The following is a 23,066-nucleotide window of genomic DNA, read 5'->3' on the forward strand; positions in this document are numbered from 1 at the left end:
GACTGCCCATGTTTACCTCTACTGCTCGTATCGCGCTGTTGGCGATCGCCGTCGGCACCGCGCAAGCTGCGCTCGCCGTGCAACAGGTCGACCTCAGCCCCGACCGCCCGCGCATCCATGTGCCGCGTAACGAGGCGGCCATCGCGCAGATCCCGCCGGGCTTCAAGTTCGCCCAGCCGGGCAAGTTCACCGTGGCCGTGTCTGGCGTGGCGGGGCCACCGCTGGCGCTGCTGGCCAGCGACGACAAGACCACCATCGGCAGCGAGGCCGACACCGCGCAGCTGGTCGCCGACAGCCTCGGCCTGCAACTCAACGTGGTGCAGACCAGCTGGGAGGACTGGCCCCTGGGCGTCAGTTCGGGCAAGTACGACGCGGTGATCAGCAACGTCACCGTGACCGAGGCGCGTAAGAAGCGGTTTGACTTCGCCACCTACCGCCAGGATGTGCTCGGGTTTTATGTGAAGAGCACCAGCAAGATCAGCGAGATCAAGGAAGCGGCGGACATCGCCGGTCTGAAGATTATCGTGGGGTCCGGCACCAACCAGGAAAAAGTCCTGCTGGCGTGGAACGAGGCGAATGAAAAGGCCGGCCTCAAACCGGCGCTGCTGCAGTATTTCGACGACCAGGCCGCCGCGCAATTGGCGGTGCAGTCCGGTCGCAGCGATGCCCTGTTCGGTCCCAATTCGGTGTACGCCTATTCCGCCGCGATCACCGGCGGCATCAAGCGTGTCGGTACCGTCAACGGCGGCTGGCCCTTGCAGGCGGACATCGCCGTCACCACGCGCAAGGACAACGGCCTGGTCAAGCCGATCCACACCGCCCTGGAAGGCGCGATTGCCGGCGGCCAATACGAACAGGTGCTGCAACGCTGGGGCCTCGACGTAGAGCGTGTCGACAAATCGCTGATCAACCCACCGGGGCTGCCGGATTAAGGAGGCATCGACATGGGACTGACACGACGTGAAGCGCTGTCGAGCATCGCTGCGGTAGGCGGCGAGCAGGCCGCCAAGGATGCGCTGGCGGCATTGGGCCTGGGGCCGTCGTCACACCGTCGCCCGCAACCGCTGAAACTCAAGAGCGGCCTGGGGCAGGGCACCCGCGTGCTGGTACTGGGGGCCGGAATCGCGGGGCTGGTGACGGCGCTGGAACTGACCCGCGCCGGGTTCGACGTGCACGTGCTGGAGGCCCGTGAGCGGGTGGGCGGCCGTACCTGGACGATCCGCAACGGCGACCGCGTGGACTACAAGGACGGCCGCACACAAACCGCCGCATTCGACCCCGGGCATTACTTCAATGCCGGGCCTGCACGGATTCCCAGCCAACACCGTACGATCCTCGACTATTGCAGTGAGTTGGGTGTGCCGCTGGAAGTGCTGGTCAACAGCAGCCATGGCGCCCAGGTGCGGCCGGATGTGCAAAAGCCGGCGTTCACCGTCGGCCAGGCGATCAACGATGCGCGGGGGCATGTGTCCGGCTTGCTGGCCAAAGCCGTGCAGCGTGATGCCCTCGACGATCTGTTGAGCGCTGAAGAACGCACGCGATTGTTGGCGTTTTTGCAGGTGTATGGCGACCTGTCACACGCGCTGGCGTTCGAGGGCACGCTTCGTTCGGGGCACCTGGAATCGCCTGCGCATCCCGGTGCCCTACCCGCCAGCCGCGGTCCGTTGACGCTCGACCAATTGCTGCACCCGGAACTGTGGGGCGCGCTGCTGCACACCGAATTCCCGGAGTTCTCCGCCACCATGTTCCAACCGGTGGGGGGCATGGACCGCATCACCGATGCCTTCTACCAGCGCGTCAGGGGCCACGTGCAACTGGGCGCCCAGGTGCGGCGGATCCGCCAGTTGGAAGACGGCGTGGCGGTGACTTACCACGACACGCTCAGCGGTCGCGAACAGGTGGTCCGCGCCGACTACCTGATCTCGACGTTGCCACTACCGCTGCTGGCCAAGCTCGACACCGATTTCAGCGACCCGATCAAGGCCGCCTTGCTCAGCACCCGCAGCGACCAGGCGACCAAAGTCGCGTGGCAGTCGCCGCGCTTCTGGGAAACCGACTATCGCACCTACGGTGGCCTGTCGTGGATCGAACACCCGGCACGCCTGCTGTGGTACCCGAGCAACGACCTCAACACCCGCGAAGGCTTGCTGGTGGCGGGCTACGTGACCGGGGAGGGCGCCGACGTGTTTGGCGCGCAGCCGTTCGACAAGCAGTACGCCACGTCCAAGGAGGCCGTGGAACTGTTGCATCCGGGCTATTCAAAACACCTGCGCCACCCGCTGGCGGTGTCCTGGGAACAGATTCCCTACAGCGAAGGCCCGTGGCTGCAACGTGAACACTTCCCGGCCGACGCCAGCGCCTTGCTCGAAGCCGGGCATGGCCGGGTGTATTTCGCCGGCGACGGCCTGGTGCAAAGCGGCGTCGGTATCTGGCAGGAATCGGCGGCAAACTCGGCGCGCCATGTGGTCGGGCAACTGGCCGAACGGGTCACCCAACAAACACACCTTGCGGCACTTGCCGCCTCGTAAGGAGCTTCATCATGAGCGACAGCATCCAACGCACCCGTGTCGGCGATTTCCCGATCTCGCAGACCGTCACCGTACCGGCTTCAGCCAGCCTGATCTTTGTCAGCGGCACCTTGCCTGACGTGCACGACGCGACCGCCCCGGCAGGCACGGCGGCGGCCTATGGCAATACCGAAGTGCAGACGGTCTCGGTCTTCAACAAGCTGCGCACGATCCTGCGCCAGCAAGACCTGGACCTGGGCGATATCGTGCAGTTACGGGTGTTCCTGGTGGGCGCCGAAGAGACGGGCGGCAAGCTGGATTTCGCCGGCTTGCAGGCGGGCTACACCCAGTTCTTTGGCACGCCTGCGCAGCCGAATAAACCGGCACGCACCGCGTTGCAAGTGGTGGCATTGCCATTGCCCGGTGCGTTGGTTGAAGTGGAGGCGATCGCTGCCAGAACAGTGTGATGCGCATGGGGGAGGTGCAGGCGAGCGGTTGACGGGCTCAGTCGACCGCTCAACTCAACATCACCGACTTTTTGCAATCACACTGCTCATGTACTGATGTAAATCGCGAAAGTCGTTAACGCTCCACGCGTGCGGTGCCAGCTTTACACCGTTCTCTCGCAACGTTCTTGGAATCAAGTCTCCATTGGGGCGCAGTATTACCGAAGACACAATGACGCCTGGGTAATCATGCAGGCGTTGTTTGAACGTAGCCGTTGTCAGGTCGGGTGTAGGCGGGGTGCTTTTGTTGGCCAGGGGCCCCGTTCCTTTGATATCCGCGCCGTGGCATAGCGCGCAGCGCTGTGAGTAGAGCGTTTTCCCGTTGACGTTATCCGCGAAGCAGAGTGATGTTTGAGTCAGCGATAAAATTCCCAGTGTCGCGATGACTGATATTTTCATTGTTATACGTCCTTGTCATAACGGTTTTTTTTTCATAGCAACCGTTTGATTTTGCTGATTAAATTACTATCTGGCTGATGGTAAAGCCGCCATTCTCCCGCGGGATATCCTTGCACGCAAGGGCGCCCGCTCTCCCTGTGCGTTGCCTAAGGTTACGCATTTTTTTCGAGAAAACTCCTACATGATGGTGGGATTTTTCATTCTTTATGCTCGTCTTTTTCCTCCTAGGATGTGGCGCGATCGCTTGAACGCAAGCGAGACGGCGAGGGCTGTTTCTACCCGTCCCGTAGCCATCAGTAAATGCTTAGGAGTCAACACATGAAAATGACCAACGTGAGCAAACGCCTGTGCCGCTCGGCCTTGGTTGTGATCGTCACAGGTGCATTGGCAGGTTGTGCCGCGACGCCGCTGCCAGCGACAAAAATCTCCATGGCCCGTGATTCGGTTGGGCGCGCCTTGTCGGCGCAGGCCACCCAATTCGCACCGCTGGAAATGAAAACGGCCCAGGACAAGCTGGCGCGCATGGAGCAAGCCATCGGCGAAAAAAATTATCTCCAGGTCGACGCGTTGGCCGAGCAGATCGAAGCCGATGCCAGCCTGGCCGAAGCCAAGGCCAATGCCGTGCGTAAACAACAGGTCTTGATGCAGGCGCGAGAGGGCATCCAGGTGCTCAAGCAGGAAATGCTCAACGCCCCCGCGACTACCCACTGAGGATCCTTCCATGCGTGCCACTTTAGTCATTCCTGTTCTTTCGGCCCTGGGCCTGGCGTTGGCCGGCTGCGCCACCCCGCCGGAAAACCCGCAACTGCTGCAAGCGCGCAGCCAATTCTCCAGCCTGCAGCAAAAGCCTGAGTCCAACACCCTGGCGGCGGTTGAAACGCGCATTGCTTCCAATGCTGTGGACCGTGCCAACCAACTCTCCCTGCACAACCGTACCGACCCACAGATCGACCAGCTCGCGTACTTGGCGACGCAGAAAATCGCCCTGGCCGAGCAGACCATCGTCAGTCGCAAAACCGACGCCCAGCTCGATAACATTGCGGTGGACCGCACCCAGGTACAGCTCGACGTGCGCACCGCGCAGCTCAAGGCATTACAGGCGATGAAAGCCCGGCCGACCGAGCGCGGCCAGGTCGTCACCTTTGGCGACGTGCTGTTCGACACCGGCAGGGCCGAGCTGAAACCGGGCAGCCAACGCGACTTCCAGGGGCTGGCGACCTTCCTGTTGCAGAACCCGGAGCGTCAGGTACGTGTAGAGGGCTTCACCGACAGCACCGGTGGCGATGCTTTCAACCAGAGCTTGTCCGAGCGACGTGCGCAAGCGGTTGCCCGTGGCCTGCAACAGCTCGGCGTGGGGCCTCAGCGCATGGCGGTGATGGGTTACGGCAAGCAGTTTCCGGTCGCCGATAATGTGAGTGCGCAGTCGCGCCAATTGAATCGCCGGGTGGAAGTGATTGTGTCCAACGACGGTTCAGCGGTCAGCGCCCGGCGCTAAGCCGTGCCAGTGATTGTTATGCGAGTTATGCAGGTATGGGTTTTTTTAGATCAATATTTTTAATAATTAGCATAGATCTATAAAGCCTTTCACAAGCCCCGCCCACGGGCATTAAGGTCATCCTCCACAGGCCAGCACCGCTGCCATCCACGGAGGAATACCTTGATGCCCACCTTGCCTCGCCAACTCAAATTCGGCGCCATTCTCACCGGCGTCGGCACCGCACAAAACGAATGGCTGCACCCGCAAATCCCAGGCGATGCCAGTGTGGATATCGACTGGTACCGCGCCCAGGCACAACAGGCGGAAGCGGCCAAGTTCGACCTGGTGTTCATCGTCGACAGCCCCTACATCACACCGGACTCCGCGCCGCACTTCCTCAACCGCCTGGAACCGTTGACGCTGCTCTCGGCCATCGCCGGGGCCACGTCGAACATCGGCCTGGTGGCGACCCTCACCACGTCCTATACCGAACCTTTCAACGTGGCGCGGCAGTTTGCGTCCCTGGACCATATCAGCGGTGGCCGCGCAGGTTGGAACGTGGTCACCACCGGCCTGGAAGGCGCGGCCGGCAACTTCGGCCGTGAGCAGCATATCGACCACACCGAACGTTATCGCCGGGCGGCCGAACACCTGGAGGTGGTGCAGGGGCTGTGGGACTCCTACGAAGACGATGCCTTTGTGCGTGACAAGCAAAACAAGGTGTTCCTCGACCCGCAACGCCAGCATCGCCTCGATCACCACGGTGAGTTTTTCTCCGTCACCGGGCCGCTGAACATCGCGCGTTCTGCCCAGGGCCAACCGGTGATTTTTCAGGCGGGGATTTCCGAATCCGGGCGTGGCCTGGCGGCCAACTATGCCGAGGGGATTTTTGCCGGTGTGGGCAATTTCGAAGACGCCCAGGCTTATTACAGCGACATCAAAAAACGCACCGCCGCCGCCGGGCGCAACCCCGATCATGTGACCATCCTGCCCGGCATTTCGCCGATCATTGCCGACACCGATGAGCAAGCCCAGGCCATCGACCGCGAGCGTAACGGCGAGCTGGACCTGAACAAGGCGCTGGTGCAATTGGGGCGGCCCTTCAACTACCACGACTTCAGCCAATACCCCCTGGACGAACCGTTCCCGGACCTGGGCGACCTGGGCAGCAACGGTTATCGCGGGCATGCCGAAAACATCAAGCAGGTTGCCCGTGACCAAGGGCTCACCTTACGTCAGGCGGCCTTGCGTTTTGCCAAACCGTTTTCCAGCTTCGTCGGCTCGCCCAAGACCGTGGCGGACGAGATTGAGCGCTGGTTTGTCGAGGGCGCGGTGGACGGGTTCAACATCCACGTGGGCGCGCCGGAGGACTTTGCGCGGTTTACTGATCAAGTGTTGCCGCTGTTGCGTGCGCGAGGGTTATTTCGCAGTGAGTACAGCCACAGCACGCTGCGCGGGCATTTGGGGTTGCCGGTGCCGGTGAATCGGCATACTGCGGCGCGTGAGGCAGCGGCGTAACGGGTCACCACCACTTCCAGCGACCTTGTTTTTTCAGGGTCGCGATGATGGCTTGGCGCTTGTGGCGGATTTCGACTGATTTTTGCCGAAGTTCGCGGCAGCGGTTGCAGTTGAGGATCAACAATCCGATCAATGGGCCGAGGATGGCCATCGAGTAGAGATACAGGTCGGGGCGGTAGGCGATCGTGGGAAGCGCTATCAGCAGGCAGATCAGGTATATCGCGACGTTCAGCCAGACCCAGTAGGTGCGGCCGTACAACACTTCGTATTTGGCAAGGGCAAACACTGCGCCAAGTCCTGCGGCGCCGAAAAGAGCGGTTTTGGCAGCAAAACCTACGGGGTACGTTGAGAGATAAGTGAGCATTGTCAGCGTTGCCGTCAATCCTAGTGAGGTACATGCGATAAGCATGTCTGCCCCGATTACAGGCATGTACCGCTTCAGAAGCTTCCAGGGATCTTCAATAAACACAGTTGAGTAGTATTGGTTTTTTATCTCCTCCTGCCCACTCACTGGCTGACCTCCTCGTAGATGCCTATCGCAATCGTGCTGATGTTTCCGTTAGTTGCACTGCTGGTGACGCTCAACGATGCAGCCAATACGTCGATTATGTGGGTAGCCGTCGCACGCTGCATATTCGTAGCGCTGATACGCTTGGGGGCTCTACCCATAGCTTTCTCCAACTTGAGCAGTTTGGACGTCAACCTCGGGTCTCGGATTCTAAGCATCTCGTCATTCAGTTTTGCCCTCTCTTGCCGCGTCAGGCCCTTGAGCACTAAACGAAGGGGTTTTCCGGTTACTCGTGTGGTTGTACTGACTGCTTTCACTGTGACCAACATAGAAGTGGCAACGCCCAGTAAAGAAATGCCGTCCAACACTGCCGTCGCGTCCTGATACCAGGATTCACTATCTAAATAGTCATTGACCTGCGGGAGCACCGCTTCTGATCCGGTTCGGATAACGCCAGCCATACACTGTACGGAACCCGCCACCGCTGCGGCCTTACCAATGAACGAAATCAACGCACTCGTACCTGCCGTAAACGGCATCAGCACAACCCCACTTGTAACCACTAGCCAACTCAGCAGCGCCCCCGCACACGTCACCGCCGTATTCACCGCCTCCGCCACTAACCTCGACTCCCGAGGCTCATGCTCCAGCATCCGCTTGAACTCCACCGGCCCCACGTGCCGTGGCGCTTCACGCAGCACGACCTTGATCGGCTGTACGCTGCAGATCGCCTGGAACTCACGCAGCACCACGACATTGAACACCTCATCGATATACACCACCCCCGCGCCAATCAGCGCCGGGTCGCTGTCAATCACGGAAAACAATCGACGCAGGTCAATGCTGCCTTCAATGCGTTGGCGTGTGGTGCGGTGAGCCGAGGGGAATCCATCTTTAAGCAGCGAGGCCGTCATTCCTTAACTCCTGGGTATTCGCGGAGTCGAGAGGGTAAAGACGCAGCGAAGCAAATTAATGTCAGACGTTTCGCCTTTTGGAGACGGGCCCTTCCCGATCTTGCTTGACCACCTTGTGAGTACCGCCCCGATTCAGGAACAGTGCGCCCCGCGTCACTCACGGCGCACCACAGGACAGGGAGCCAACATGGCAGTCGATATGTTTTTGAAACTGGGCGATATCAAGGGTGAATCACGGGACCAGGCCCATCGCGACGAGATCGATATCACCGAGTGGGCCTGGGGGCTGTCGCAGACGGGATCGATGCACTCCGGTACGGGCGGCGGGGCAGGCAAGGCCGATTTCGCCAACCTGAACCTGACCAAACCGCTGGATAAATCCAGCCCCAACCTGATGATGGCCTGCGCCAGCGGTAAACATTACCCAGAAGCAAGACTGGTGGTGCGCAAAGCGGGAGGCACCAGCCCGGTGGAGTACCTGGTGATCACCTTGAAGGAAGTCATGGTGGTGTCCTACGGCACCGGTGCCGACAGTAAAGATGACCTGCTCTACGACCGTATCGCCTTGAATTTCGCCAGCGTCGACATCAGCTACCAGCCGCAGAAAGCCGATGGCGCCAAAGACGGCGGGCCGGTGAAATTCGGCTGGAACATCCGGCAAAACATCAAGGCGTAATACCTTGGAAGGCCATAGGCACCGAGTGGTGGGGCGTGCGTTTGGTTACTTTTGGCGCTTTCCAAAAGTGACCCGCCGTAAGGGCGGAGCCCATAGCCGCCGTTACCTAAACAATGGATATGTACTCAATCAGATCCAACATCCTGTAAATTACATAGCAGCAGTTGATACCCGTCACGAGGGCCCCACAAGAAATCATGTAGCCCCTCAGAACTCACTCACCAAACCCAATAATCGCCTTAGTCTCCAAATACTCCTCAAACCCCTGTACCCCATACTCCCGCCCATTCCCCGAACGCTTGTAACCCCCAAACGGCGCCATCGGGTTCCAAGCCGGATGGTTCAAGTGCACCTGGCCTGCCCGTATACGCGAAGCCACGGCCCGCGCAAGCTCCAAGTCCTGCCCCTGAACGTGAGCCCCCAACCCATACACCGTGTCATTGGCAATCGCCACCGCCTCATCCACCGAGTCATACGCAATAATGCACAACACCGGCCCAAATATTTCCTCCTGGGCAATGCGCATCCCACTCTGCACCTCAGAGAACACCGTCGGCCGGGTATAGAAACCCTTATCAAAACCCGCCACCCGCCCAGGCCCACCGCACACCAGTTTTGCCCCCTCGTCGAGGCCGGCAGCGATCATGGCTTGGACGCGATTGAACTGGGCCTCGTTGGCAATCGGACCCAGCACCGTGTCTTCCGACTGCGGGTCGCCCACGACGATTGCCTCCACGGTGGCCGCCGCCAGCGCCTCGACTTCGGCCAAGCGGTGTTTCGGCACAATCATCCGGGTCGGTGCGCTGCAGGATTGCCCGACATTGCGAAACGCCGACATCACGCCCAACGGCACGGCCTTGGCAAAATCCGCATCGGGCAACAGGATATTCGGCGACTTGCCGCCCAACTCCTGGGCCACGCGTTTCACCGTCGGCGCCGCGGCTTGTGCAACCAGCGCGCCGGCGCGGTTGGAGCCGGTGATGGAAATCATGTCGATATCGGAGTGCGCCGCCATGGCTGCACCGACCTCGGCACCGCTGCCGTTGACCAGGTTGAACACCCCAGGCGGCAGGCCCGCGTCGTGCACCAGTTGGGCAAACAACAGGGCGCTCAGTGGCGACAGTTCGCTGGGTTTCAACACCACGGTGCAGCCGGCGGCGATGGCCGGGGCGACTTTTGCGGTGATCTGGTACAGCGGCCAGTTCCACGGCGTGATCAGGCTGCAGACGCCGATGGCTTCGCGCTCGATCGCGGTGCCGCCTTCCACGGTCTGGAATGGATAGCTGGACAGCAGGTCACGTGCGACCCGAACGTGTTCAGCCGCCAACGGCACCTGCATCGCCCGGGCGAAACTGATCGCCGCGCCCATTTCCAGGGACAGCGCCTGGGCCAACTGCTCTTTGCGCTCAAGGATGAGCGCGTGGATGTTCCCAATCACCTGCGCGCGCACGGCGGCCGGGGTCGCAGACCAACCCGCAAACGCCGCGCGTGCTGCTGCGACGGCGCGGTCCACATCCGCGGCCGAGCCACGTGCCACCTGGGCGACTACCGTCTCATCGGCCGGATTGACCACCGGTAAACTGGCCGGGATGACGGGCGAAACCCACTGGCCATCGATGTAAAACCGCTGGGATGTGTGCGGATCGATGCTGTTGCTATGCGAAGAGTGTGTGGTCATCCAACGAGCTCCCTGGAGCGGTAATGGCGCTGCGAACAGCACGGCCCTGTCTTCCCGATAAACTAGCAAAACGGCCCCACCCAAAGATGCCGTTATTCAAGCCTGCAAGGGATAATCTGCTGAATCCAACATCCCCGCAGCTCACTAGATTCTCTGTAGTGAGCGGGCTTGCCCCGCGCTGGGGTGCGAAGCGCCCCCAATACGGGCCAATGCATTCCTCCAGGGCAAAACGGGGGCGCATGGTTTCAGGGCTGCTTCGCAGCCCAGCGCGGGCGATGCGGCGACCCGACAAGCCCGCTCACTACAAATCCTCTGCCGCAGGTTGTCTTGCTAGCCGATTGCTTGTGTTACCAGGGCAAACTGCTGGACGCCGTCGCGCGATTGCGGGGGCACGCCCAGCACCATGCGTGGCGCTCTGTCCACGCACGGCAGCCCCAGGCTTTCCAGCCAGCCGGCCAAGCCGCAATCGGCCAGAATGTCGAAGCGCACGAAGGCTCCGGGAATCAGCCGCAGCAGGTGGGTGATCAACTGTCGGGCCTGGTCCGGGTTCTGCGCGACCACCGGGCCGATGATATGCCCGCGACCAAATCGACGCAGCAGGGCGCAACCCTGCAGTTGCCCTTGCACCTCGAGGCCGGCCACGTGCTCGGCCGTGGGCAGCAAATCATTGAGCACCCCGGTGCGGTCCAGGCCACTGCCTGCATTGGCGAGTTCAATCACCTGCGGGTAATCGGCCAGGCTCAGCGCGCGGCATTGCGTGTGCTCGACCAAGGGCTGTGGCGCTGGCGTCTGCGGCACGCCTTGATGTTGCTGGATGCGCGCGAAATCGACGAAGCCCATGCTTGCGTAAAGCGGTGCGCCGGATTCGGTGGCGTTGAGGATCGGCGTGCGCGGCGCCGCAGCTTCCAGGCACAGCTGCATCAGCCGGCGTCCGATGCCTTTGCCTTGGTGCGTATCGTTGACGATCACTAGGCCGATGGAGGAGTAAGCACCCTGGTGACAGGCGAATGCCACGCCCACCAGATGGCCGTCATGCTCGGCGACGAAGCCTTCGGAGGTGCGCTGCACCATGGCCCAATCTTCCTCGCGGTGAGGCCACTTCAGGTGTACGGACAGCGCATGGGCGGCGGGTATGTCGGCGGCGGTGGCCGAGCGATAAACATAGGCGTGGCTCATATCAGTTTTCCTGTGGTGGGCGCGCTCGCTGGCACCGTCGAAGGCTGGGTAAACCGCCGGATATCAAAGGGGCTGATCAGGGTGCTGGTGCTGCCGGTGCTGATCAGTTCGGCCATTACGTCCCCCACGCCAGGGCCGAGCTGGAAGCCGTGGCCGCAGAAACCAAAGGCATAAAACAGCCCGTCCACGACGCCACTTGGGCCCATCACCGGCAGGGAGTCCGGGGTGTAGCTTTCGATGCCACTCCACACGCGGATGATGTTCAGCTTTTCGGCGCCGGGCAGCAGTCGGCGCATCTGGCGCATCTGGTTGAGCAGGCTCTCGGGCTTGAAATAGGCGCGTCGATTGATCATGTCCGGGGTACAGCGATTGCCGCCGCCAATGATGATGTTGCCGCGCGGGATCTGCCGGAAGTAGATCACCTCTTCCTTGATTTTTGTAAACACGCCGATCACGGTCGGCAAGGCATAGGGCACCGGTTCGGTGACCGACATCTGCGGGCCGTTGGGCTCCAGCGGTACCGGTTCACCGAAACGCTCGGACAACCGCGCCGCCCAGGCACCGGCGGTAATCAACAGTTGCTCGGCAACGAACAATTGCCCATCGGTGGTGGTGACGTGGAACAGGCCGTTGACCTTTTCCACGTCGGCGACTTCGGTTCTTTCCTCGATGCGCGCACCGAGGCGTCGTGCCGCGCGTGCAAACGCCGGGGCTGCCAGGCGCGGGTTGGCGTGACCGTCATGAGGCGCGTAGGAGCCACCTTTTACGTCCGGTCCCAGAAAGCCGAAGCGTTTGTGCAACTCGGCGCCGCGATAGATTTGCAGGTCCAGCTGCGCCGCTTCCGGCGCGGCGGCGTAGGCCTCCAGTTCGGCAATTTCATCTTCGCGGTAACACACACGCATATGCCCGCTGGGGATGAATTCAAGGTCGTCGTCGATCAGTTCCGGCAGGCGTTTCCACAGCGCCCACGAACGATTCGCCAGCTCCAGCTGCCCCAGGTAGCGTCCCTGGCGGCGCACGTTGCCGAAGTTGACGCCGCTGGCGTACTGGCCGATCTGGTCACGTTCCAGCAGCGTGACCGAACCACCGCGCCGCCGCAGGAAAAACGCGGACGACGCCCCCATGATGCCGCCGCCGATGATCAGCACATCGCTTTTTGATCCTGCTTGATTACCAGCCATGGAGGCGGCTCCAGGTGTGCACGCCACCGTCGGCGTCCAGGGCGTGATAGTCCGGGAACTGCGCGCCGGTGGCACAGGCATGGTTGGGCAGGATGCGCAGCCGACTGCCGATGGGGAAGCGTTCGGTAATGTCATCACCGTCGACGGTGTGCAGGGTAATGATGCCGTGTTCCTGGTTGGCGCCGGTGACGCGCGCGCCTTCGAGCCAGACGCCGGCTTCGCTGCACACTTGGCCATAACCAAAGTCCTGACGCTGACGCTGGGTACCACGGTCTCGGCTCATCGCCATCCAGCCGGCGTCGGTGATGACCCAGCCTTTCTCCGGTTGATGGCCGATCACGCTGGTCAGCACGCTCAGCGCCAGCTCGTCCGGCTGGCACACGCCGATGTTGTGCATGACCAGGTCGAAGAACACATAGACCCCGGCGCGCACTTCGGTGACGCCGTCCAGGTTCAGCGCCGACAGGGCCGTGGGGGTGGAACCGATGCTGACGTCGGGGCATGCCAGCCCGGTCGCGCGGATTCGTTGCGCGGCGCGCACGCACAGCGCACGCTCCTGTTCGGCCAGCACTTGCAGGGCTTCAGGCGTGTCGAGTTCGTAACTGGAGCCGGCGTGGGTCATCACGCCACGCAGGTGCATGCCGCCGTCGCTGAGGATTCGCGCCACGTCCAGCAGGGCCTCGTCTTCAGCGGCCAGGCCGGAGCGGTGGCCATCGCAGTCGATTTCAATCCATACGTCGAGGCGCTCGTCGTGTTGCTGTGCAAACGCGACGAGGGCTTGGGCACCGGCGACGCTGTCGGTGAGCAGGCTCAGGTTGCAGCCTTGGCGCCGCAGGGCCAAGGCTTGGGGCAGTTTGCCCGGCGCGACGGCCACGGCATAAAACACATCGAGGATGCCTTGGCTGAAGCAATGCTGCGCCTCCTTGAGGGTCGACACCGTGACACCGCTGGCGCCCGCAGCGAGCTGCGCCTGGATCACCGGCAGGCATTTACTGGTCTTGATATGCGGGCGTAAACGCACGCCGAGGGTATTCATCCGTTGCTGCATGCGCTGGATATTGTGCTGCATCCGCGGGATATCGATCAGTGCGGCGGGGGTGTCGAGGGCGGCAATCGGCGTGGGCATGGCAGGGCTCGAATGGCTGGGTTCAGGTTGCACTCTACTCAGGCATCCTTAAGGTGTGGTTCAATCAAAGCTAATCAATCATTAAGTAAAATTGAATGATCTCCATCGAAGACCTGCGCCTGGCCGCCACACTTGCACGCTGCGAGTCGCTGAGTGCTGCCGCCAGAGTCCTGAATGTGTCGCCGCCGGCGCTGTCCATGCGCCTGCGTAAGTTGGAGACGTTGCTGGGGCTGACCTTGGCCAACCGCGATGCGCGGCGCCTCAGCTTGACCGCCGACGGCGAACGTTTTTCCCGCGAAAGTGCGCTGCTGCTGGAGCAGTTGGAAGCGCTGCCGGAGTCATTCAGGCAAAAGGACGAAACACTGGTGGGCACACTGAGGCTGGCCGCGCCGTTTGGCTATGGCCGCCAGCGCATCGCGCCGCTGTTGGCACGGTTTGCCAGAGTGCATCCGCAGCTTTGCCTGCACCTGGATCTGCGCGAGACACCTTGGCCGGACCGGCATGACAGCGATGCGGTGATCCACATCGGCCATCTCAACGACAGCCTGTGGACCGGTCGGCAACTCACGCCGAACGAGCGCTGGTTATGCGCGAGCCCGGCCTACCTGCAAGCGCACGGCGTGCCGTCCTCCCCGGACCAACTCGCCGAGCATCGCTGCATCTGCATTCGAGAAAACGATGAGGATGTGACGCTGTGGCACCTGCGCAAGGGGCAGGGCCGCAAGACGTTGCGCGTGGAGCCTGCGTTGCTGAGTAACGACGGCAGCGTTGCCCGGCGCTGGGCCGAGCAAGGCTTGGGGTTGGTGCTGCGTTCGCAGTGGGATGTGAGTGACGCCATCGCCAGCGGTAGCCTGGTACGCGTGTTGGCGGACTGGAGCTTTGACAGCGCACCGATCGTCCTGCTGGTGCCGTCACGTAAACTGCGCAGCCCGCGCGTCCAAGCCTTGGTGGCGTTCCTGGAAGAGGCGCTGAAAGCCTGATTTATTTCACCGCGTAGACCTTGCGCACATACACCGTGCTGTTCCAGGCACACGGCGCGCCTTTGGCCACAAACACGCTGTCACCGGTGTTGACCGTCACCTCGGCACCGCTGTCATCCTGCAGGGTGACGCGGCCTTCGAGCAGGTGCATCAACTCATGCAGTTTATGCGGGCGGCCGTGGCGGGTGTAGGGCGTCGAGTCCCAGATGCCGATACGCAACTCGGTGACCGCATCGTCGAACAGGTTGAACGCACGGCACTGCGGCGTGGGACCGATCAGGATCTGCGCTTCCGGCGCGGCCGAGGGGTTAAGCAGGGTGCGCGGGTCGAGCAGGGTCAGGCCGGGGCGGGCGGGTGCGTCAGCCTGATCGTAGGCGCAGAACGCCCACTGGCTGCCTGCGCTCGCCTGCACGGTGAGGCGTGTGCCACGACCGATCACGGCGCTGGCGCCGATGCCCAGTTCCAGCGTTTGCTCGGCACTGCTGAGCACCACATGGCCTGCGTGCACCACCAGTGTTTCACTGTGGGGGAAGTCTTCGATCACGGTGTCACCGCTGAACCCTACAAGGCCTGCGGACACACCATCGTCGCTTCGCCAGGCGAGTTGACGGGTGTCGCCGAATGGGTCCAACGCGCTCAAGGCGCCCGTGTTGAAGGACGTGGCAACGCGGCTGCCGTCGGCACGCGCCAACAGCAGGATACGGGGAGATGACATGGGGAGTGCTCCGGGAGGAAAAGTCAGCCGATCGCCTGGGTGATCAGGGCAAAGGGGTGTAGGCCTTGGCTGGCCTGGGGCGGCGTGCCTCGTGCCATCTGTGCTACGGTGTCGATGTTCTTCAGGCCCGCCTGTTCGAGCCAGTCACTGAGGCCGCAGACGACGGGGATGTCGATGCGCACAAAGGCGTCCGGCACCTGGGCCAGCAATGTGGCGATCAGGTGCTTGGCCTGCTCGATGTGCTCGGCCACCACCGGGCCGATGCACCGCCCACGCCCAAACGGTCGCAGCAGGGCGAAGCCGCGTAGCTGCCCATCACGCTCGATGCCCACGGCGTGCTCCACCTGCAGGTCGCGTAATACGTCGCGGCGGTCCAGGCCGCTGGCGGCTTTGGCGAGCGTCAGCAGGGCGGTGTGATCATCGGTGTGCAGGGCGCGGCAGGTTTCGCCGTTGGCCAGCGGCGGCAGGGCAGGCACCTGCACCTGGCCCTGATGCTGCTGCACCCGTCCGAATTCGACAAAGCCCTGGCTGGCGTACAACGGCGCACCGGCGAGGGTCGCGTTGAGGACCGGGGTACGTGAGCCGCAGGCGGCGAGGGCTTTTTCCATCAGGCGTCGGCCGATGCCCTGGCCCTGGTAGTCATCGCTGACGATCACCAGGCCGATGGTGGCGTAATCGCCTTGGGGGCAGGTGAAGGCGCTGCCGATCAGCCGCTCGCCGTCCGTCACCACGAAGCCGTCGCTGACCCGGTGCAACGTGGCCCAGTCTTCCAGGCGGTGGGGCCATTTGAGTTGTACCGACAGGGCGTGGGCGGCCGGGAGGTCGTCTGTGGTCATAGGGCGGTAGGTATAAGCGGGGTGTGGCAGGGCGGACATGGCATGCCTCCATAGAACGTGGTTTTTTGCGGCGTCAGGGTGCTTGTATCCCACCTGGGTTGGGGGCTGGCAAGGGGGGTGGGGATATTCGGTAGATTCCTTGGGCTGTGGGTTCTGGGGCCACAGGTACTACTTAATTTTTGTGGGGCGGCGGTAGTAAATGCTAGGAGGGGTGTTGAGTACATATCCGTTATTTAGGTAACGGCGGCTTATGGTTCCGCTCTTACAGCGGGTCACTTTTGGAAGAGCGCCAAAAGTAACCAAAAACGCTTCGCCCCAACACTCGGCACCTCGCTCACGCTCGGTGTGCCCGTAATCCGACAGTGATTTGGGGGGCCGCCGCCACGCGCCATCCATGGCGCGGGGCGGCTAAACCGGCATCCCTGCCGGTTTACCCCCCAAATCCCTGTCGAATTCCGGCCAGCGTGTTTAACGGGGCGCCTAAGATCAAGATCAAAAGCAAGAGCACAGCGGCCTGACAGCCGGCTTGAGTGGTGTAGAGCAAAGGCAAACGCGGCGGCCTTAAAGCCGACCGGAGTTGCGTCTGTCGATCGCGGTCCAAATGTGGGAGGGGGCTTGCCCCCGATTGCAGGGTGACAGCCACAACTGCATCAACTGACACACCGCCATCGAGAGCAAGCCAGCTCTTACACGTACCTGCTTTTGATCCAACCACTCAGGTCGGCTGTCAGGCCGCTGTGCTCTTGCTTTTGATCTTGATCTTGATCTCAGGCGCCCCGTCAAACACGCTGGCCGAACGCAGGCTTGAATCCGTGGGTAACCCGGCAGGACGCCGGGTTAGCCGCCCCGCGCCATGGATGGCGCGTGGCGGCGGCCCACGGATTCAAGCCGGAGTGAGGGCACACCGAGCCTAGGCGAGGTGCCGAGTGTTGGGGCGAAGGCCTTTTGCTTACTTTTGGGCCTTTCCAAAAGTGAGCCGCTGTAAGAGCGGAACCCTAGGTGGCCCTAACCTAAATAACGGATATACACCCAATCCCCCCGGCCACACTTTCTGCCGCCCCAACCCCCCGTCCTTAAGCCCTCACCCCACAAAGTCCCCCCAAAAGCCCCCTAAAAGCGCACAAACAAAGGCCCTGCCCAAGCCTGGCGCGCACCGCAAAGTCTGCTGAGCCCAGCCACCAAAACGGTGGTTTGTATTGAGCACAGGTCTTTTTAGACGGCATATGCTGATTTCACAGTGGTGTAATGAACCTGTGCTGCAACGAGGCCGACGCGCCGCCAGGGCAGCGAACGCTTGCCACACTCAACTGACTTCAGGACCGCACTCAATGAGCTTTCTTCGTCCCAAATTCATTACGTTCGACTGCTACGGTACGCTGACCAACTTCCATATGGGCACCATGACCCGCGAGCTGTTCGCCGATCGCATCAAGCCCGAGCAGATGGACCAGTTCGTCAAGGACTTCTCAGCCTATCGCCTCGACCAGGTGATGGGTGACTGGCGTCCGTATGACGAAATCCTCAAGACCGCCCTGGCCCGTACCTGCAAGCGCTGGGGTATCGATTATCGCGAAGAAGGCCAGCTGTATTACGACGCCGTACCGACCTGGGGCCCTCATGCGGACGTACCGGCCGGTCTGTCGAAGATTGCCGACAAGATTCCCCTGGTGATCTTCTCCAATGCCATGGACAGTCAGATCATGTCCAACGTCGACAAGCTCGGCGCGCCGTTCCATAAGGTGTTCACCGCCGAACAGGCCCAGGCCTACAAGCCGCGCCTGGCGGCCTTTGAGTTCATGCTCGACAACCTCGGCTGCGGCCCGGAAGACATCTTGCATGTGTCGTCCAGCTTCCGTTATGACCTGATGTCGGCCCATGACATGAAGATCAAGCACAAGGCATTCGTTGCCCGTGGCCATGAAGTCCCGGCCAATGCCTTCTACGGTTACCAGCAGATCACCGATATCGGTGGGTTGCCGGCGTTGGTCGGCCTGTAAACGCGCACCTTGAGGGTAAGACATGGGCAGTGAATCCTATTGGCTCGACACCGCACCGGCCTTTACCGGTGCCCAGCTGGGCGGCTTGCCCAAGCAGGTCGATGTGGCTGTGGTCGGCGGTGGGTTCACCGGCCTGGCGGCGGCGCGAGCGTTGGCGCGTAAAGGCGCGAGTGTGGTGGTGCTCGACGCCGGCCGTGTGATCGGTGAAGCCTCAGGGCGTAACGGTGGGCAGTGCAACACCGGGGTGGCCCAGGACTATGTCGGGCTGCACGCCAGCCTCGGTGCCGCCAAGGCGCGTGCCTATTACCAAGCCTATGAAAGCGCGGTGCAGAGCGTGGTTTCGCTGGTCGAGCAGGAAGGGATTGCCTGTGACTTGGTGCGCAACGGCAAGCTCAAGTTGGCGGCCAAGCCGATGCATTACGAAGGCCTGGCCCGCACCTGCGAGCTGATTCGCCAGGAGGTGGATGCTGATGTCGAGCTGCTCAGCGCCGAACAGACCCATGCGGAAGTCAACTCGGCGCAGTTCCATGGCGGCTTGCTGCAACGCAACGGCGTGCAGATGCACGTCGGCCGCTTTGGGGTCGGTTTGGCCGAAGCGGCGTCGCGGCGTGGCGCGATGATTTACGAGCACACCGCCGTCAAGGACTGGAAGGCCCAGGCCGGTGGCTATCAGGTCAACACCGTCAAGGGCTCACTGCACGCCGGGCAAGTCCTGCTGGCGACCGGCGCTTGCCAGCATGGCGACCTGGGCTGGTACCGCCGCCGGATTGTGCCGGTGGGCAGTTTCGTCATCGCCACCGAAGTTTTGCCCCAAGCGCTCATCGACCAGTTGCTGCCCCGGCACCGGGCTTATGTGACCAGCCGCATGATCGGCAACTACTTTCGCCTGACCCCGGACAACCGTCTGCTGTTTGGCGGGCGTGCCCGGTTTGCCATGTCCGACAGCGTCTCCGACGCCAAGAGCGGCAAGGTGCTGCAGGCGGCGATGCTGAACATGTTCCCGCAGTTGGCGCACGTGAAGATCGACTACTGCTGGGGCGGCCTGGTGGACATGACGTCCGACCGCCTGCCACGCGCCGGCCAGCATGGCGGCGTATTCCACTCCATGGGCTACAGCGGCCATGGTGTGCAGATGTCGGTGCACATGGGCCAGGTGATGGCTGAGGTCATGGCGGGCAATGCGGCGGCCAATCCTTGGCGCGAACTGGAATGGCCGGCGATCCCCGGGCATTTCGGCAAACCCTGGTTCCTGCCGTTCGTGGGGGCGTATTACCGGTTCCAGGATTATTTGCACTGAGTTGCCGTTGTTGCGTCACCGTCGTTTGTGTTTCCAGGACGCTCCGGACATCCGTGAGCACTCGATTCTTCCGATTATCGACAGGTAGCCTTGATATGACTGACAACAAAAATACACCCGAGCTCATCTCCGGCCATGACAGCCTGCGGGTGTTCGAAAGCCTCAACCGTGGCATGTCGCGCCGCAACGCCCTGCAAATGCTCGGGGTGGCCGGTGTGGCAGCGGCCGGGGCGGGCAGCCTGTTTGGCGCCGCCGGCAAGCTGTTCGCCGATGAAGCGGCCGCCGAGGGCAAAGGCAAGCCAGGCGGCAAGATCCGCGTGGCGGGCATGTCCAGCTCCACCGCCGACACACTCGACCCGGCCAAAGGCGCGCTGTCCACCGACTACGCCCGCCACTACATGTTCTACAACGGCCTGACCCGCTTCGATAAGCACCTGGTGCCGCAACTGGAGCTGGCCGAGCGCATCGACAATACCGACGCCACCGTCTGGACCATCACCCTGCGCAAAGACGTGACCTTTCACAACGGCAAGGCCCTGACCGCCGCCGACGTGGTGTTCTCGCTGAACCGCCACAAAGACCCGCTCACCGGCTCCAAAGTCATGCCGCTGATGGAGCAGTTCGCCGAGATCAAGGCCAGCGGTCCGAACGAAGTACAGATTCGCCTCAGCGCGCCCAACGCCGAGCTGCCGTCGATCCTGGCGGTGTCGCACCTGCTGATCGTGCCCGAAGGCACCACCGATTTCGGTAAAGGCATCGGCACCGGACCGTTCACCGTGGGCGAGTTCAAGCCAGGCGTGCGTTCGATTGCGGTGCGCAACAAGAATTACTGGAAACCGGGCCTGCCGTACCTCGACGAAATCGAATTCATCGCCATCGCCGACGAGCCCTCGCGAGTCAACGCGCTGCTGTCGGGCGACGTGCACATGATCAACGAGGTCAACCCACGCTCCACTACGCGCATCGCCGCCAGCGCCAAACACCGGGTCGTGGATGCACCGTCGGGCAACTACACTGACTTGATCATCCGTCAGGACCAACTGCCCGGCAAAAGCCCTGAGTTCACCCAGGCGATGAAACTGTTGCTGGACCGTGAGCAGGTCAAGTCCGCGGTGTTCCGTGGCTTTGCCGTGGTCGGTAACGATCACCCGATTGCACCGGGTTCGCGCTACTTCAACACCGACTTGCCGCAGACGGTCTACGACCCGGAAAAAGCCAAGTTCCTGCTGAAGAAGGCCGGCATGGAAAGCATCACCATGCCCGTCATGGCCTCGCCGGCCGCCACCGGTTCGGTGGACATCGCCGTGCTGCTGCAGCAATCGGCGAAACAGGCCGGGCTCAAGCTCGACGTGAACCGCCTGCCCAGCGACGGCTACTGGTCCAACCACTGGATGAAGCACCCGTTGAGCTTCGGCAACATCAACCCACGGCCGAATGCCGACGTGATGTTCTCGCAGTTCTTCCAGTCCAAGGCGCCCTGGAACGAGTCCGGCTGGCAGAACGACCAGTTCGACCAACTGCTGATGCTGGCCCGTGGCGAAACCGACGACGCCAAGCGCGCCAAGATGTATGGCGACATGCAGACCCTGGTCCACGACCATTGCGGGATCGGCGTGCCGGTGTTCATCAGCAACATCGACGGTGTAGACCAGCGCATCAAGGGCTATGGCAGCAACCCGCTGGGCGGTTTCATGGGTTACATGTTCGCCGAGCAGGTGTGGTTGGACGCGTGAGGAGGGCAGTGCGATGAATAGCAATACACTGTGGTTGATCGGCCGGCGCCTCGGCGCCGGTGTCGTGACCTTGTTGATCGTGTCCATGGTCGTGTTCGCGATCACGGCCGTGCTGCCGGGGGATGCGGCGCAACAATCCCTCGGCCAGTTCGCGACCCCTGAACAGGTGGCGGCACTGCGCCTGAAACTGGGGTTGGACCAACCCGGTGTGCTGCGTTACCTGCACTGGTTGATGAGCCTGCTCACCGGCGACATGGGCGTGTCGGTCTCCAACGCCATGCCGGTGGGTGAACTGATGGCCGGCCGGGTGCCCAACACCCTGATGCTGGCGGGCGCTACGGCGCTGGTCTCGGTGCCGGTGGCGCTGGTACTCGGCATCGGCTCGGCGATGGGCCGGGGCGGGCGTATCGACAGCTGCCTGAGCTTTGTCACCTTGGCGATGGTCGCTGTGCCGGAGTTTCTGGTGGCGACCCTGGCCGTGCTGATTTTCGCGGTCAACCTCGGTTGGCTGTCGGCGCTGTCGTACGCCAGTGACATCACCTCACCGCTGCAATTCATGCGCACCTACGCCTTGCCGGTGATGACGCTGTGCTGCGTGATCGTCGCGCAAATGGCGCGCATGACCCGCGCGGCGGTGATCGACCAACTCGACAGCCCCTATGTGGAAATGGCCCGCCTCAAAGGCGTGAGCCCGATCCGCATTGTGCTGCGCCACGCCTTGCCCAATGCGATCGGGCCGATTGCCAACGCCATCGCCCTGAGCCTGTCGTACCTGCTGGGCGGGGTGGTGATCGTCGAAACCATCTTCAACTACCCCGGCATCGCCAGCTTGATGGTCGATGCCGTGACCAACCGTGACATGGCCTTGGTGCAGGCGTGCACCATGTTGTTCTGCGCGGCTTACCTGGGCCTGGTGCTGCTCGCCGACCTGTGCGCGATCCTCTCCAACCCGAGGCTGAGAAACCAATGAACAACCTCATTGCGAAGTCCAAGCCTGTGTCTTCCGCCCTGGCCCTGGCCAAGGTGTCCAGCGGCCCGTCCTGGCTGGGGCTGTTGGGGGGCGCGGTCTGCGTCGCCTGGCTGCTGGTGGCGCTGCTCGGCCCCTGGCTGGCCCCCCACCCGGTGGGTGAAGTGGTGTCCGACAACATCTTCGAAGGCTTCAGCCTTGCGCACCCGTTCGGCACCGATTACCTGGGCCGCGACATGCTCAGCCGCGTGCTGGTCGGTGCGCGGTTCACCGTCGGCCTGGCGCTGGTAGCGGCGTTGCTGGCCAGCTTCTTCGGCACCGGGTGTGCGCTGCTGTCGGTGGTCTCGCCCAAGTGGCTGGACGAAATCATCAGCCGCATCATGGACGCGTTCATTTCGATCCCGAGCAAAATGCTCGCGCTGATCATGGTCTCGGCCTTTGGTTCATCGGTGACCCTGCTGATCTGCACCGCCGTGATCAGCTACATCCCAGGCTCGTTCCGCGTTGCCCGCAGCATGGCGGTCAACATCGAGGCCCTGGAATACGTGCAGGTCGCGCGTACCCGTGGCGAACGCCGGTTGTACGTGGCGTGCATGGAGATCCTGCCGAACATGCTCAACCCGGTATTGACCGACCTGGGCCTGCGTTTCGGCTACATCGTCTTGTTGCTCAGCGGCATGAGTTTTCTCGGCCTTGGCGTGCAACCGCCGGACGCCGACCTCGGCTCGCTGGTGCGGGAAAACATCGGCGGCCTCAACCAGGGCGCGCTGGCTATCATCATTCCGGCGCTGGCCATCGGCACGCTGACCATCGGTGTGAATCTGCTGATCGACTATATGTCGTCCCGACGTAGTCGACGCACGGGAGGCCATTGA

Annotated in this window: 22 protein-coding genes; 13 read left to right on the forward strand and 9 right to left on the reverse strand. The window is 62.3% G+C overall.

What is annotated here, in order from left to right:
• The first annotated feature begins 8 nt into the window (after nucleotides 1–8).
• From QCBJ_RS02105 to QCBJ_RS02115, 3 genes are read left to right on the forward strand one after another with little or no spacing between them, the layout of a single operon-like run.
• On the forward strand, nucleotides 9–932 hold the full coding sequence (locus QCBJ_RS02105) for an ABC transporter substrate-binding protein (RefSeq protein ID WP_015884858.1): 924 nt from the start codon (nucleotides 9–11) through the stop codon (nucleotides 930–932).
• A 12-nt stretch (nucleotides 933–944) separates the two neighbouring features.
• Complete coding sequence (locus tag QCBJ_RS02110) at nucleotides 945–2,528, forward strand: FAD-dependent oxidoreductase (RefSeq protein WP_093541263.1); 1,584 nt, start codon at nucleotides 945–947, stop codon at nucleotides 2,526–2,528.
• 11 nt (nucleotides 2,529–2,539) lie between these two features.
• Nucleotides 2,540–2,974, forward strand: coding sequence for a RidA family protein (locus QCBJ_RS02115; protein ID WP_102060031.1), 435 nt, complete (start codon nucleotides 2,540–2,542; stop codon nucleotides 2,972–2,974).
• A 60-nt stretch (nucleotides 2,975–3,034) separates the two neighbouring features.
• Here QCBJ_RS02115 and QCBJ_RS02120 read toward each other — a convergent pair whose 3' ends face one another.
• Entirely contained in the window at nucleotides 3,035–3,412 is a 378-nt protein-coding gene (locus QCBJ_RS02120) for a c-type cytochrome (RefSeq protein WP_015884855.1), read from the reverse strand.
• A 318-nt stretch (nucleotides 3,413–3,730) separates the two neighbouring features.
• Between QCBJ_RS02120 and QCBJ_RS02125 the strand changes: the two genes are divergently transcribed.
• From QCBJ_RS02125 to QCBJ_RS02135, 3 genes are all read left to right on the forward strand, one after another.
• Nucleotides 3,731–4,123 carry a DUF4398 domain-containing protein gene (locus tag QCBJ_RS02125; protein WP_102060032.1) on the forward strand — a complete coding sequence of 131 codons (393 nt, stop codon included), beginning with the start codon at nucleotides 3,731–3,733 and terminating at the stop codon, nucleotides 4,121–4,123.
• A 10-nt stretch (nucleotides 4,124–4,133) separates the two neighbouring features.
• Nucleotides 4,134–4,907 carry an OmpA family protein gene (locus tag QCBJ_RS02130; RefSeq protein WP_015884853.1) on the forward strand — a complete coding sequence of 258 codons (774 nt, stop codon included), beginning with the start codon at nucleotides 4,134–4,136 and terminating at the stop codon, nucleotides 4,905–4,907.
• A 165-nt stretch (nucleotides 4,908–5,072) separates the two neighbouring features.
• Nucleotides 5,073–6,407: an LLM class flavin-dependent oxidoreductase gene (locus QCBJ_RS02135; RefSeq protein WP_102060033.1), complete on the forward strand. Its 1,335-nt coding sequence runs from the start codon at nucleotides 5,073–5,075 to the stop codon at nucleotides 6,405–6,407.
• Nucleotides 6,408–6,411: 4 nt separating this feature from the next.
• On the opposite strand, the gene QCBJ_RS02140 is transcribed toward QCBJ_RS02135, so the two are convergent.
• Entirely contained in the window at nucleotides 6,412–6,918 is a 507-nt protein-coding gene (locus QCBJ_RS02140; RefSeq protein ID WP_015884851.1) for a hypothetical protein, read from the reverse strand.
• Nucleotides 6,915–7,829 (reverse strand): NAD synthetase, encoded by a 915-nt coding sequence (locus tag QCBJ_RS02145; RefSeq protein ID WP_102060034.1) that lies wholly within the window; start codon nucleotides 7,827–7,829, stop codon nucleotides 6,915–6,917. The genes QCBJ_RS02140 and QCBJ_RS02145 overlap by 4 nt, the downstream gene beginning before the upstream one ends.
• Nucleotides 7,830–8,016: 187 nt before the next feature.
• On the opposite strand from QCBJ_RS02145, the gene QCBJ_RS02150 reads away from it, so the two are divergent.
• Nucleotides 8,017–8,505: a type VI secretion system tube protein Hcp gene (locus QCBJ_RS02150; protein WP_015884849.1), complete on the forward strand. Its 489-nt coding sequence runs from the start codon at nucleotides 8,017–8,019 to the stop codon at nucleotides 8,503–8,505.
• Between the two features lie 214 nt (nucleotides 8,506–8,719).
• Here the strand turns inward: QCBJ_RS02150 and QCBJ_RS02155 are convergent, their stop codons facing one another.
• The 4 genes from QCBJ_RS02155 to QCBJ_RS02170 all read right to left on the reverse strand — a co-directional run bounded on the left by QCBJ_RS02155 (nucleotide 8,720) and on the right by QCBJ_RS02170 (nucleotide 13,666).
• Nucleotides 8,720–10,183, reverse strand: coding sequence for an aldehyde dehydrogenase family protein (locus tag QCBJ_RS02155; RefSeq protein ID WP_102060035.1), 1,464 nt, complete (start codon nucleotides 10,181–10,183; stop codon nucleotides 8,720–8,722).
• A 330-nt stretch (nucleotides 10,184–10,513) separates the two neighbouring features.
• Nucleotides 10,514–11,359 (reverse strand): GNAT family N-acetyltransferase, encoded by an 846-nt coding sequence (locus tag QCBJ_RS02160; protein ID WP_102060036.1) that lies wholly within the window; start codon nucleotides 11,357–11,359, stop codon nucleotides 10,514–10,516.
• Nucleotides 11,356–12,540: an FAD-binding oxidoreductase gene (locus QCBJ_RS02165; protein WP_102060037.1), complete on the reverse strand. Its 1,185-nt coding sequence runs from the start codon at nucleotides 12,538–12,540 to the stop codon at nucleotides 11,356–11,358. The genes QCBJ_RS02160 and QCBJ_RS02165 overlap by 4 nt, the downstream gene beginning before the upstream one ends.
• Nucleotides 12,530–13,666 (reverse strand): DSD1 family PLP-dependent enzyme, encoded by a 1,137-nt coding sequence (locus QCBJ_RS02170; RefSeq protein WP_015884845.1) that lies wholly within the window; start codon nucleotides 13,664–13,666, stop codon nucleotides 12,530–12,532. The genes QCBJ_RS02165 and QCBJ_RS02170 overlap by 11 nt, the downstream gene beginning before the upstream one ends.
• Nucleotides 13,667–13,761: 95 nt before the next feature.
• On the opposite strand from QCBJ_RS02170, the gene QCBJ_RS02175 reads away from it, so the two are divergent.
• The gene (locus tag QCBJ_RS02175; protein WP_015884844.1) at nucleotides 13,762–14,646 is read left to right on the forward strand and encodes a LysR family transcriptional regulator; all 885 of its coding nucleotides are present in this window, start codon (nucleotides 13,762–13,764) and stop codon (nucleotides 14,644–14,646) included.
• 1 nt (nucleotide 14,647) lies between these two features.
• On the opposite strand, the gene QCBJ_RS02180 is transcribed toward QCBJ_RS02175, so the two are convergent.
• Nucleotides 14,648–15,361, reverse strand: a complete 714-nt coding sequence (locus QCBJ_RS02180) for a cupin domain-containing protein (protein ID WP_102060038.1) — start codon at nucleotides 15,359–15,361, stop codon at nucleotides 14,648–14,650.
• Between the two features lie 23 nt (nucleotides 15,362–15,384).
• Nucleotides 15,385–16,236 (reverse strand): GNAT family N-acetyltransferase, encoded by an 852-nt coding sequence (locus tag QCBJ_RS02185; RefSeq protein ID WP_102060039.1) that lies wholly within the window; start codon nucleotides 16,234–16,236, stop codon nucleotides 15,385–15,387.
• A 1,289-nt stretch (nucleotides 16,237–17,525) separates the two neighbouring features.
• Between QCBJ_RS02185 and QCBJ_RS02195 the strand changes: the two genes are divergently transcribed.
• From QCBJ_RS02195 to QCBJ_RS02215, 5 genes are all read left to right on the forward strand, one after another.
• Nucleotides 17,526–18,194: a haloacid dehalogenase type II gene (locus tag QCBJ_RS02195; RefSeq protein WP_015884841.1), complete on the forward strand. Its 669-nt coding sequence runs from the start codon at nucleotides 17,526–17,528 to the stop codon at nucleotides 18,192–18,194.
• 22 nt (nucleotides 18,195–18,216) lie between these two features.
• Nucleotides 18,217–19,491 (forward strand): FAD-binding oxidoreductase, encoded by a 1,275-nt coding sequence (locus QCBJ_RS02200; RefSeq protein ID WP_102060041.1) that lies wholly within the window; start codon nucleotides 18,217–18,219, stop codon nucleotides 19,489–19,491.
• 95 nt (nucleotides 19,492–19,586) lie between these two features.
• Nucleotides 19,587–21,224 (forward strand): ABC transporter substrate-binding protein, encoded by a 1,638-nt coding sequence (locus QCBJ_RS02205; RefSeq protein WP_015884839.1) that lies wholly within the window; start codon nucleotides 19,587–19,589, stop codon nucleotides 21,222–21,224.
• Between the two features lie 13 nt (nucleotides 21,225–21,237).
• Nucleotides 21,238–22,194 carry an ABC transporter permease gene (locus QCBJ_RS02210; protein ID WP_046036804.1) on the forward strand — a complete coding sequence of 319 codons (957 nt, stop codon included), beginning with the start codon at nucleotides 21,238–21,240 and terminating at the stop codon, nucleotides 22,192–22,194.
• Nucleotides 22,191–23,066 (forward strand): ABC transporter permease, encoded by an 876-nt coding sequence (locus QCBJ_RS02215; RefSeq protein WP_015884837.1) that lies wholly within the window; start codon nucleotides 22,191–22,193, stop codon nucleotides 23,064–23,066. The genes QCBJ_RS02210 and QCBJ_RS02215 overlap by 4 nt, the downstream gene beginning before the upstream one ends.

The organism is Pseudomonas sp. QC2 (assembly GCF_002859085.1).
GTDB lineage: Bacteria > Pseudomonadota > Gammaproteobacteria > Pseudomonadales > Pseudomonadaceae > Aquipseudomonas > Aquipseudomonas petroselini.